Annotated in this window: 10 protein-coding genes and 1 pseudogene; 8 read left to right on the forward strand and 3 right to left on the reverse strand. The window is 61.8% G+C overall.

All coding sequences use genetic code 11. From position 1 onward, the window contains the following. From pstS to AC5DC2_RS11795, 5 genes are all read left to right on the forward strand, one after another. The coding region (pstS, locus tag AC5DC2_RS11775; protein WP_491698610.1) for a phosphate ABC transporter substrate-binding protein PstS at positions 1 to 826 on the forward strand (826 nt) is incomplete at its 5' end. Between the two features lie 138 nt (positions 827 to 964). Continuing rightward, on the forward strand, positions 965 to 1,936 hold the full coding sequence (gene pstC, locus AC5DC2_RS11780; protein WP_491698611.1) for a phosphate ABC transporter permease subunit PstC: 972 nt from the start codon (positions 965 to 967) through the stop codon (positions 1,934 to 1,936). Positions 1,937 to 1,958: 22 nt separating this feature from the next. Next, entirely contained in the window at positions 1,959 to 2,855 is an 897-nt protein-coding gene (pstA, locus tag AC5DC2_RS11785; RefSeq protein ID WP_246750585.1) for a phosphate ABC transporter permease PstA, read from the forward strand. 19 nt (positions 2,856 to 2,874) lie between these two features. After that, positions 2,875 to 3,705: a phosphate ABC transporter ATP-binding protein PstB gene (gene pstB / locus AC5DC2_RS11790; RefSeq protein WP_491698612.1), complete on the forward strand. Its 831-nt coding sequence runs from the start codon at positions 2,875 to 2,877 to the stop codon at positions 3,703 to 3,705. Between the two features lie 206 nt (positions 3,706 to 3,911). Further along, the gene (locus AC5DC2_RS11795; RefSeq protein WP_491698613.1) at positions 3,912 to 4,589 is read left to right on the forward strand and encodes a hypothetical protein; all 678 of its coding nucleotides are present in this window, start codon (positions 3,912 to 3,914) and stop codon (positions 4,587 to 4,589) included. Between the two features lie 6 nt (positions 4,590 to 4,595). Here the strand turns inward: AC5DC2_RS11795 and AC5DC2_RS11800 are convergent, their stop codons facing one another. From AC5DC2_RS11800 to AC5DC2_RS11810, 3 genes are all read right to left on the reverse strand, one after another. Then, positions 4,596 to 5,588: an MDR family oxidoreductase gene (locus AC5DC2_RS11800; protein WP_024709565.1), complete on the reverse strand. Its 993-nt coding sequence runs from the start codon at positions 5,586 to 5,588 to the stop codon at positions 4,596 to 4,598. Positions 5,589 to 5,649: 61 nt separating this feature from the next. Continuing rightward, positions 5,650 to 6,573 carry a pseudouridine-5'-phosphate glycosidase gene (locus AC5DC2_RS11805; protein ID WP_024709564.1) on the reverse strand — a complete coding sequence of 308 codons (924 nt, stop codon included), beginning with the start codon at positions 6,571 to 6,573 and terminating at the stop codon, positions 5,650 to 5,652. After that, a complete protein-coding gene (locus AC5DC2_RS11810; RefSeq protein ID WP_491698614.1) occupies positions 6,566 to 7,696 on the reverse strand; it encodes a carbohydrate kinase in 1,131 nt (376 codons plus the stop codon). Before AC5DC2_RS11810 ends, AC5DC2_RS11805 begins: the two co-directional genes overlap by 8 nt. A gap of 283 nt (positions 7,697 to 7,979) precedes the next feature. On the opposite strand from AC5DC2_RS11810, the gene AC5DC2_RS11815 reads away from it, so the two are divergent. The 3 genes and pseudogenes from AC5DC2_RS11815 to adh all read left to right on the forward strand — a co-directional run. Continuing rightward, a complete protein-coding gene (locus AC5DC2_RS11815; protein WP_024709562.1) occupies positions 7,980 to 9,194 on the forward strand; it encodes an NADP-dependent isocitrate dehydrogenase in 1,215 nt (404 codons plus the stop codon). Between the two features lie 249 nt (positions 9,195 to 9,443). Then, positions 9,444 to 10,448: a GAF domain-containing protein gene (locus AC5DC2_RS11820; RefSeq protein WP_491698615.1), complete on the forward strand. Its 1,005-nt coding sequence runs from the start codon at positions 9,444 to 9,446 to the stop codon at positions 10,446 to 10,448. A gap of 200 nt (positions 10,449 to 10,648) precedes the next feature. Then, positions 10,649 to 11,313 (forward strand): annotated as a pseudogene (gene adh, locus AC5DC2_RS11825) (aldehyde dehydrogenase); the annotation flags it as partial.

Genomic DNA, 11,313 nt, shown 5'->3' on the forward strand with positions numbered 1-11,313 from the left:
CGAAGACTTCACCAACCGCGTTGTCGACTTCGCAGCCTCCGACGCTGCCATGAACGACGAGGAAATGGCCAAGGTTGACGGCGGCGTCGTTCTTCTGCCGATGACGGCCGGCGAAGTTGTTCTTGCCTACAACCTCGACGGCGTTTCCGAACTGAAGCTGCCGCGCGACGTTTACCCGAAGATCTTCCTCGGCGAAATCACCAAGTGGAACGACGAAGCCATCGCCGCCGCGAACGAAGGCGTCGACCTCCCCGACGAAAACATCACGGTTGTCGTTCGCTCCGATAGCTCGGGCACCAGCTTCAACTTCACCAATCACCTTGCAGCCATCTCCAAGGAATTCGAAAGCACTGTCGGCGGCGGCAAGACTGTTCCGTGGCCGAAGGCTTCGAACTTCGTTGCCGCTCCGGGCAACCAGGGCATCACCGCCACGGTCAAGCAGACTCCCGGCGCGATCGGCTACATCGAGTATGGCTACGCCCAGCAGACCAACACGCCTTATGCCCTGCTTGAGAATCAGGCCGGCAACTTCGTGAAGGCCGGTCCGGAAGCCGGTAGCGCCGCTCTCGCTTCGGCCGAGCTCGACGAAAACAACGTCGCCTTCATCGTCGATCCGAAGGGCGAAGAAGCCTATCCGATCGCCACCTTCACCTGGATGCTGTTCTACAAGTCCGGCCAGGATGCCGACACCGTCGCAGCACTGAAGGAAATGATCAACTACGGCCTGACCACCGGCCAGACGATGGCCGACAAGCTGGGTTACATCCCGCTGCCGGAAAACATCATCGAAATCAACAAGAAGTCGATGGAAGAAATCGGCGGCTGATTTCGGCCAATTCGAGATTTTGCCGGGGCGTAACACGTTGCGCCCCGGCTTTCGTGGAAAAGAATACACGCAGACATTTATGCTCTTTCCAGTCAGATCGCGGTACTCGTCCCGATCGCCGTTACCAGGAGCCCCTTGATGGCCGACAAGCCGAAATCCGTTACGCCACGCGATGGCAGTGTTTCGCGACCACCGACCGCTTTCGAATACGGTTACGACAAGTCCTTTCGCTTTCTGACATTCTTCGCAGGCCTGATCACGATCATCCTGCTGATCTACATTTTCTACAAGATCGGCGCGCAGGCCGCTCCGGCAATGCGTGAATACGGTCTTTCCTTTCTGACGACTGTTGAATGGAACGCGAATACAAACGAATACGGCATTCTCGCCGAAATCTGGGGCACGCTCTATTCCTCGCTCCTGGCACTGCTTTTCGGCGGCGGCCTCGGCATTGCGGTCGCGATCTTCCTGACACAGGGTTTCCTGAACGCCCGTCTCGCCTGGGTCTTCCGCCTGATCGTCGAAATGCTCGCCGCGATCCCGTCGGTCGTCTACGGCCTCTGGGGCATCTACGTCCTCATTCCAGCCATCCGGCCGATCGCCCGCTGGCTGCATGATACGTTCGGCTTCGTGCCGTTCTTCTCCACCTCGCTTGCCGGCCCCGGCATGTTTCCGGCGATGATCGTTCTTTCGATCATGATCCTGCCGACGGTCGCCGCAATCTCGCAAGACGCCTTCAAGGCCATTCCGCTGAAGGTGCAGGAAGCCGCATACGGCATGGGCACGACCAAGTGGGAAGCGATCCGCAAGGTCATCCTGCCGACGGCCTCGGGCGGCATCTTCGCCTCGCTGGTTCTCGGCTTCGGCCGCGCGCTTGGCGAAACCATGGCGCTCGCCATGCTGATCGGCAACACGCAGCAGGTCTCGCTTTCGCTGTTCTCGCCGGCGACAACGCTTGCGTCGCTTCTGGCCTCGACCTTTCCCGAGGCTGGCGCCAACCAGATCGGCCCGCTGATGTATGCGGCCGTCGTGCTGCTGATGATCACGATGGCGGTCAACATCATCGGCACGATCATCATGAACTACACTTCGCGCCAGACGGTCACATAAGGCTTGAGAGGGGATCGAAACCATGACGGATGAAACCACGATGAATCCCGAGGTTGTCGCGCTCGGCAATCCGAATCTGAGCTTTTCCTTCGCCGAACGGCGAACGCTGATGAACTTCATCCAGACCTTTATCCTCTGGATCCTGGCCGGCATCGCCGCCATTCCGCTGATCTCGGTCCTGTGGATGCTGATCAGCCGCGGCGGCGTGCGCCTCAGCCTCGCGATTTTCACCGAGCTTCCGCCGGCGCCTTTCGAGCAGGGCGGCGGCATCGGCAACGCCATCGTCGGCACGCTTGTGATGGTGGCGATCGGCTCGGCGATTTCGATCCCGATCGGCGTCCTCGGCGGGGTCTATACCGGCCTGATCAATCCCGACGGCAAGTTCGCCTCGCTCGTCCGCTTTGTCGGCAAGGTGCTGACCGGCTTTCCCTCGATCCTCTCCGGCGTCTTCGTCTATGCCTGGCTGGTGATCGTGATGAAGACCTATTCGGCTGTGGCCGGCGGCCTGTCGCTCGCCATCCTGATGTTGCCAACGATCCTGCTGACATCGGAACAGGCTTTCCGCATGGTGCCGCAGCGCATGAAGGATGCCGCTTACGGCATGGGCTGCAATGCCACGCAGGTTGCCCTGAAAATTGTTTTGCCGACGGCGCTGCCAGGTGTTATGACCGGCGTAATGCTTGCGGTGGCGGGCGCGTCCGGTGAATCGGCCCCGCTTCTGTTTACGGCACTCTTTTCGAATTACTGGATCGGAAGCTTTACGGAGCCGACAGCATCATTGTCGATTTTGATCTACAATTTCTCGGCAATGCCCTATGAAAACCAGATTGAACTGGCGTGGACGGCTTCCCTCGTACTGGTGCTGATCGTGCTCGTCTTCAACATTCTCAGTCGCTCGTTCGGCACCCGCCGCGTGTAAGAGAAAAAGGTCGCTTATCATGTCTATCGAAATGGAAATGAACAAGGTTGAGGCCACCGCCGCAAAGCGGGACGGCGGCGATGTCGCGATCGGCGCAAACATCGACAAGATCTATTACGGTGATTTCCTTGCCGTGCGCGATTCCGCCGTCAACATCGAAAAGGGCAAGATCACCGGCTTCATCGGCCCCTCGGGCTGCGGCAAGTCCACCGTGCTGCGCTCGCTCAACCGCATGAACGACCTGATCCCGATCTTCCGCCTTGAAGGTCACGTCCATTTCCTCGGCCAGGACGTCTACGGCAAGAATGTCGATCCGGTGGTCGTGCGCCGACACATCGGCATGGTCTTCCAGCAGCCCAACCCGTTCTCCATGAGCATTTTCGAAAACGTCGCCTTCGGCCTGCGCCTGAACGGCTTCAAGGGCGACATCAACGGCCGCGTCGAGAAGGCGCTTCGCCGCGCCGCGCTCTGGAACGAGGTCAAGGACAAGTTGAAGCAGAACGGCCTTTCTCTCTCCGGCGGTCAGCAGCAGCGCCTGTGCATCGCCCGCGCCATCGCCACCGAACCGACGGTGCTTCTGATGGACGAGCCCTGCTCGGCGCTCGACCCGATCGCCACGCGCCAGATCGAGGAACTGATGCTCGAGCTGAAGAAGGACTATACCGTCGCGATCGTGACCCACAATATGCAGCAGGCGATACGCGTTGCCGACAAGACGGCCTTCTTCTCCGTGGACATGTCGCAGGGCGGCCGCACCGGTTTCCTCGTCGAGGTCGGCGACACCAAGCAGATTTTCGAGAACCCGCAACAGCAACTGACCAAAGAGTATCTTTCGGGCGAGTTCAGCTGAGGCTGTCGTTCCACTCGGACTGTTTTAGCGGGCGGCTTTCTTCGCAGAGCCGCCCTTTTGATTGTTCTGCGCGCAGGCAGTCACGCAAGCAGGTTCGGGCCTGCCATTGATCTGATCCTCCGCCCGCCCTACCATTGGCCACGTCATTCAATCGTTTCGCGGACCAGCGCGCGCGAAAAACCGGTCTTGAGGCACTGAGACGCAACATGTTCAAGCACAGTCTTGACCTTGCCAGGATAGAAGACAGGCTACGCCAGACCCAGCGTCAGTTCGATCGCATCAATGCGCTCCTGACCATGCATCGCGACGGCATGCCGGACAGCGTCGTCGAGCACATGCTGGAGGGTTACACCTATGTGAACGGCCTTCTGCAGGAAGGAACCGATATCCTTCAACTCGGCCAGTTCCATCACCTGCTCGAACTCAATCATCTGGTCCTGTGCGGCTCCTCGCGTGAAGCCCGGTCGGAATTCAGCAACCATATCCTGCGGACAGAAGAACATTTCTACGATCGCGAGGCGGGCGATATCGGCGGGCTAGTCGACTGGTACCAGCGCGCCAAGGGAAAACCGGTGCGCAAGCGCGCCGCCGGCGTCTATGTGCGCGTCCTCAGCCGCCCGCAACTCTTCATCGAGGGCAACCATCGCACGGGCGCGCTGATCATGAGCTATATCCTCTGCCGCGAGGGGCTTCCGCCCTTCGTGCTCGCCCCGGAAAATGCCGAGGCCTATTTCAACCCGTCGACGCTGGTGCGCGACGCGCACAAATATTCGATGGACGAACTGGTGAAGATCCCGAAGCTCAAGCGCTATTTCGCCAGGTTCCTCGAGGAGACAGAGGATGACAGCCTCGTGGTGAAGACGAAATCGCTTGAGACCACCTGAGCGGCCTCAGCTCACCTTCACCACGACGCGTCCGCGCACCTTGCCCGCCAGGATCTCTTCCGCCGCCTTGGGCAGATCGGCAAGGCCCACCTCGCCTTCCGTCGCGAGCGCGATCTGCTCCGGCGACAATTGCGTCTGTAGCAGTCGCCATGCGGCCTCGCGGCGCTTTCTCGGCGCCATCACGGAATCGACGCCGATCAACGCCACGGAGCGCAGGATATGCGGCATCACGGTTGCGGGAAGATCCGCCCCGCCGGCAAGACCGCAGGCCGTCACAGCGCCGCCATAAACCGTCTGCGCCAGAACATTGGCAAGGGTCGTGGAGCCGACGCTGTCGACCGCGCCGGTCCAGCGTTCCGCCTGCAGCGGCTTTCCTGCTTCGGAAAGTTCACGCCGATCGATGAAATCGCTGGCGCCGAGTTGGCGCAGGTAGGCATGCGTTTCCGGCCGGCCGGTGGAGGCGGTGACGCCGAAGCCGAGCGAAGCGAGAAGCGCCACCGCATAGGACCCGACGCCGCCGGCGGCCCCGGTGACCAGCACCTTTCCCTCTTCCGGGGAAACAACGCCCCAGGCAAGCAACTGGTTGACGCAAAGTGCAGCCGTATAGCCGGCCGTGCCGATCGCCATCGCCTGTTTCTGGGTCAGCCCTTCGGGCTGCGGCATCAGCCATTCAGGCTTCAGCCGCTGATAGGCGCTGTAGGCGCCCCATTCCGTCTCCGACATGCCGTTGCCGTTGGCGATCACCTTGTCCCCGGGCCTGAAGGCCTCGGAGGCCGATTCGACCACCGTTCCGGCAATATCGATGCCGGGCACCATCGGGAAGCGGCGCGCGATGCGCCCCTTGCCGGTGACCGACAGCCCGTCCTTGTAATTGAGGCTCGAATAGTCGACCCGCACAAGGACAGGCAAATCCGGCAGATCGGACAGACTGAGTTTTGTCAGGCTTGCCTTCGGATTGTCCTTGTCGCGGATCAGCAGAGCTTCAAAGGTATCAGTCATCATGCACTCCTTGTTTGGAGGGAGGATAACGTCGTTGCTGCGCGAATGACAATGCGCTCCGTCAATCCGAGATGGCGACCCGCGCGACGGCGATCTGGGCCGCAAGGGCAGCGTTGTTTTTCACCAGCGCGATATTGGCGGCGAGGCTGCGGCCTTCGGAGAGTTCGTTGATCCGGGCAAGCAGGAACGGCGTCAGTTCCTTGCGGGCAATCCCCTTCTCTGCGGCTTCGTTCAGCGCATCCTCGATCGTTCCGTCGATGAAATCGTGGCTGAGCGCATCCGCTTCGGGAACGGGATTGGCGACAAGGATGCCGGTTCCGGTTTCAAGCGCATCGTGCAGCGCCATGGCTTTCGCGATATCCTCGGCGCTGTCCATGCGATGGTCGGCCGGATAGCCGCTCGAACGCGTGAAAAATGCCGGGAAGTCATCGCTTTGATAGGCCATCACCGGCACGCGCTGGGTCTCCAGCACTTCCAGCGTCTTCGGAATATCGAGGATTGACTTCACGCCGGCGCAGACGACGGTGACGGCCGTGCGGCCGAGCTCGGTCAGGTCGGCGGAGATGTCGAAAGTCTGCTCGGCGCCGCGGTGAACGCCGCCGACGCCGCCGGTGGCGAAGATCGGGATGCCGGCAAGGGCGGCGATCTTCATCGTCGCCGAGACCGTCGTTCCCGCCGTCTGGCCCTTGACCATGGCGACGGCAAGGTCCCGCCCCGAGGCCTTGACGATCCCTTTCTCGACCTTCGCGAGCCGCTGGATCACGTCTTCCTCCAGGCCGGCATGGAGCTTGCCGTCGATCACAGCGATCGTCGCCGGAACCGCGCCGTTCGCGCGCACCACCGCCTCGACGGCAAGCGCCGTCTCAAGGTTCGCCGGATAGGGCATGCCATGGGTGATGATCGTGGATTCCAGCGCCACCACCGGTTTGCCGCCGGCAAGCGCGGTTTCGACTTCGCCGCTCTTGATGATTTCGATGTCAGACAAGGTGATCTCCTGATGTGGCGTCGAGCCGATAGAGATTGGCCTCGACAAAATGGTTGGACAGGTCCGGATGGACGCTCGATGCCGTCTCGGTGGTCAGCGAGGCGATCAGCGCGCCCTTGCGCACGGCTTCGGTGAGCGTGTCGTTCCGGGAAAAGAAATTGAGCGTGCCGGCAATCATGGCATCGCCTGCGCCGGTCATGTCGACGGGCTCCGCCCTGACCACGGGAATGTGATGTGTGCCGTCCTGCGCGCAGACCACGACGCCGAGCGTTCCGCACGAAAGGATGACTGCGGCGGCTCCGGCTTCATGAAGAAGCTCGGCTGCATCATGCATGCCGTTGATATCACGAGAAAATACCTTTCCGAGATAGGCTGCGGCCTCGTCCAGGTTCAGGAACAGAAGGTCCATCCCGTCAAGGCATTGCGGCAGACGTTTCACCTTCGGCGTCGAGACCGCATCGATTGCGAGCCGAAAGCGACCGTACGGACGTCTTGCGATGAGGGTGGCGAGCGTTTCGGCCGGCAGGTTGCAGTCGGCAAAGACCAGGCTGGCGGAGGCAATCGCGGACCAGACCTGCTCGATCACCGCCGGCGTCAATTGATCGAAAATCGCCATGTCGGCGATGCCATAGGCAAGTTCCCCCGTGGGCTCGAGGATCGCCGCATACTCGGCCGTACGCCGGTCGGCAAGCGCAACGGCATGGGCGACGTCAACGCCGCGCGCGCTCAGATGCGCGAGAAGCGAGCGCCCGTTCTCGTCGTTTCCGACGGCGGTCACAAAACCGGTGGTCGTGCCAAGCAAAGCGAGGTTTTCCGCAACGTTGCGCGCCACGCCGCCGTAGCTGCGCATGCCCTCCACCGGGTTGGAGGTGCCGGCGATCAGGGGCGTGCGGGCGAGATATTTGCGGTCGATCACCGCGCCGCCGATAACCAGAACGCGGCCCTCCGGCGGCAGGACATAGCCCCGGCCGAGAATATGACCGCGCTCCGTCAGCCGCATGATATGCGCCGCCACGGCCGATCGTGAAATGCCGAGCCGCTCGGCCATGGCCTGCTGGCCGGCAAAGGGGTCCTCGCGGATGAGGCGAAGAAGCGCGCTTTCGAGAGGACTGAGTTCCGGCATGAGAGTGCCCTGCTTGGATAATGACGCCCGTATATAACAAAAGTTACCATCAAAACAACTGTTATATGCCATTCTCCGTCGATCGGGTACTGTCCGGCGTCCGCCCGGACAACCCTCCGCTCCTGCCGTCCGTCATTTTGAGGCGTCCGGCAAATCGGCCGTTTTTTTTACCAAAGTTTAGCCTCCGAATGCCTTTTTTCCCCGGCATCGCAGTGCTATAGCCCTCGGGACTTCTTGCAACAAAAGGGCGTTTTCGACGGCGCCCGCTAGACGAGGATGGATAATGACGAAGATCAAGGTGGCAAATCCGGTTGTCGATCTCGACGGCGATGAAATGACCCGCATCATCTGGCAGTTCATCAAGGAAAAGCTGATTTTCCCGTATCTCGACCTGCCGATCGAATATTACGACCTCTCGGTCGAAAACCGCGACGCCACCGACGACCAGGTTACCGTGGACGCCGCCAACGCCATCAAGAAGCACGGCGTCGGCATCAAATGCGCGACCATCACGCCGGACGAAGCCCGCGTCGAGGAATTCGGCCTGAAGAAGATGTGGCGCTCGCCGAACGGCACGATCCGCAACATCTTGGGCGGCGTGATCTTCCGTGAGCCGATCATCATGCAGAACGTTCCGCGCCTGGTTCCCGGCTGGACCCAGCCGATCATCGTCGGCCGTCACGCCTTCGGCGACCAGTACCGCGCCACCGACTTCAGGTTCCCCGGCAAGGGCAAGCTTTCGATCAAGTTCGTCGGCGAGGACGGCCAGGAGATCGAACACGAAGTCTTCGACGCCCCCTCCTCCGGCGTTGCCATGGCGATGTATAATCTCGACGACTCGATCCGCGACTTTGCCCGCGCCTCGCTGAACTACGCGCTGATGCGCGGCGTTCCCTGCTACCTGTCCACCAAGAACACGATCCTGAAAGCCTATGACGGCCGCTTCAAGGACCTGTTCCAGGAGATCTACGAAGCCGAGTTCAAGGATCAGTTCGAGGCCAAGAAGATCTGGTACGAACACCGCCTGATCGATGACATGGTCGCGGCCGCTTTGAAGTGGTCCGGCGGTTACGTCTGGGCCTGCAAGAACTATGACGGCGACGTCCAGTCCGACATCGTCGCCCAGGGCTTCGGCTCGCTCGGCCTGATGACCTCGGTTCTGATGACGCCGGACGGCAAGACGGTCGAAGCCGAAGCCGCCCACGGCACGGTGACCCGTCACTACCGCCAGCATCAGAAGGGTCAGGAAACCTCGACCAATTCGATCGCCTCGATCTTCGCCTGGACGCGCGGCCTTGCCCATCGCGGCAAGCTCGACGGCAACGAAGAGCTGACCAACTTCGCCCACACGCTGGAAAAGGTCTGCATCGACACGGTCGAAAGCGGCCACATGACCAAGGATCTGGCGCTGCTCATCGGCCCCGACCAGCCATGGCTCTCGACCACCGCCTTCCTCGACAAGATCGACGAGAACCTCAAAAAGGCCATGGCCGCCTGAGGCGATTGCCTATAGATTCCATGAAACCCGGCCTTCGCGCCGGGTTTTTTGTTTGCGACGACCCGTCTGTCTTCGCGCTTCCGCCGCTCTGACGCTTCCTGGTCTTTTGATGAACCAAAGTCGAGCGCGCCGGCGCGCGGAAATACCTTCACACGCTTTCGGTTTTGGATAACAATACCGGATGTGAGCCGCTGAGGAGATCCGTTCGGGCATCGGGAAGGTGCCGCGCGGAAGCGGGAGGAGATAGCGATGGCTTATGGTTCAAGGCCGGCGGCAAGCCGCGCCCATGCCGATATCGTGACCGCGACGGCGCTTTCCGCAAACGGTCCGGCGCGCTCGTCCGTCGCCGCGTCCTGGTGGCGCTCGCTGGTTCAGCACGGCCTCGACCCGGCAGGCGCCAGGACGCGCCGGGCCGAAACGCTCAGCGGACCGGAACTGAAGCAGCGGATGGAAAATTCCGATCTTCTGATGCATGTGGCGCGCGCCAAGCTCGATCATCTCTACAAATGCGTCTCGCTCTCCGCCTGCGGCGTGTTCCTCAGCGATGCCGATGGCGTGGTTCTCGATGCGCGCTGGCGCAGCGGCGACCAGTCGAGTTTCGAGAGCTGGGGTCTCAAGCCTGGCCGAAGCTGGTCGGAGGCGGCCGTCGGCACGAATGGCATCGGCACCTGCCTTGCGGAGGAACGGCCGCTCATCATTCATCGCGACGAGCACTTTCTCGACCGCAACATCTCCATGAGCTGCATCGACGCCCCGATCTACGGCGCGGATGGCCAATTGATCGGCGCGCTCGACATTTCGTCCGCCCGCAGCGACCAGACAGCGGCCGCCAACCAGATGATCGCGGCGCTCGTGCGCGAGACCGCGCGCAAGATCGAGGCGGATTGCTTCCGACACGGGCACAGCGGGGAGCGGGTGATCCTCGTCGATGACAGCGAGGAAGGCGGGACCGCCGGCGGGGCCGCGATTGCGCTCCTGGCTGTTGACGAAAACGATCTCGTGATCGGCGCCACGCGCGCAGCGCGGCTGGCGCTGGGCCTTGCCCCTTCCGGTGCGTTCGCGCCCGTCCCCGCCGACGACCTGCTGGCGGTCGGCGCTTCGCAAACCGGACTTGCCTCTGCCGAGCGCACCGCCATCCTCAAGGCGCTCGCCCGCCAGCATGGCAATGCGAGCCGCGCCGCCGAGGAACTGGGGATCGGCCGCGCCACGCTCTACCGCCGCATGAAGCGGCTCGGCCTCTCCTCCCGTTGCTGAACGGCGGAACCGCGCCGCGGCGCAATGATCCGCCGCAAACGCCGCGCGCCCTCGCCGTTTTGGCTCCCGGACTGTCTCATTAGCGAGACAGTCTTCGGCTCCCGCCGGTTTGACAATGATGACAAATATCAATCATGCGCCGACATTGAAGTCCTCGACAGTGTTCAGGATGATTTCTGGGAGGAAACGCAATGAACGAGATGACCAAACCCGAAGGGCTTTTGAAATCCCCTTTCAAGGACCGCTATGACAACTTCATCGGCGGTAAGTTCGTCGCGCCGAAGAACGGCCGCTATTTCACCAATACCACGCCGATCACCGGGGCCGCGATCAACGAGATCGCCCGTTCCGACGCCGCCGATATCGAGCTCGCGCTGGATGCGGCCCATGCCGCCAAGGCGAAATGGGGTTCGACTTCGCCGGCCGAGCGCGCCCGCGCGTTGCTGAAGATCGCGGATGTGATCGAGGCCAACCTTGCCCTGATCGCCACCTGCGAGACCTGGGACAATGGCAAGCCGATCCGCGAAACGATGAATGCCGACATTCCGCTCGCCGCCGACCACTTCCGCTACTTCGCCTCGGCGCTCCGCGCGCAGGAAGGTTCGATGAGCGAGATTGACGACGACACGATTGCATACCACTTCCATGAACCACTCGGCGTGGTGGGCCAGATCATTCCCTGGAACTTCCCGATCCTGATGGCCGCCTGGAAACTTGCGCCGGCGATTGCCGCCGGCAATTGCGTGGTGCTGAAGCCGGCCGAACAGACGCCGGCCTCGATCCTGGTGCTGGCCGAACTGATCGCCGACATCCTGCCGCCCGGCGTGCTCAACATCGTCAACGGCTTCGGCCTTGAAGCCGGCAA

The organism is Martelella sp. (assembly GCF_984369615.1).

Bases quoted from the DNA above. Each gene is read 5' to 3' on its own strand.
- pstB (WP_491698612.1), top strand. From the start codon at position 2,875: ATGTCTATCGAAATGGAAATGAACAAGGTTGAGGCCACCGCCGCAAAG.
- pstC (WP_491698611.1), top strand. From the start codon at position 965: ATGGCCGACAAGCCGAAATCCGTTACGCCACGCGATGGCAGTGTTTCG.
- AC5DC2_RS11820 (WP_491698615.1), top strand. From the start codon at position 9,444: ATGGCTTATGGTTCAAGGCCGGCGGCAAGCCGCGCCCATGCCGATATC.
- AC5DC2_RS11810 (WP_491698614.1), bottom strand. From the start codon at position 7,696: ATGCCGGAACTCAGTCCTCTCGAAAGCGCGCTTCTTCGCCTCATCCGC.
- AC5DC2_RS11815 (WP_024709562.1), top strand. From the start codon at position 7,980: ATGACGAAGATCAAGGTGGCAAATCCGGTTGTCGATCTCGACGGCGAT.
- AC5DC2_RS11795 (WP_491698613.1), top strand. From the start codon at position 3,912: ATGTTCAAGCACAGTCTTGACCTTGCCAGGATAGAAGACAGGCTACGC.
- AC5DC2_RS11800 (WP_024709565.1), bottom strand. From the start codon at position 5,588: ATGACTGATACCTTTGAAGCTCTGCTGATCCGCGACAAGGACAATCCG.
- pstA (WP_246750585.1), top strand. From the start codon at position 1,959: ATGACGGATGAAACCACGATGAATCCCGAGGTTGTCGCGCTCGGCAAT.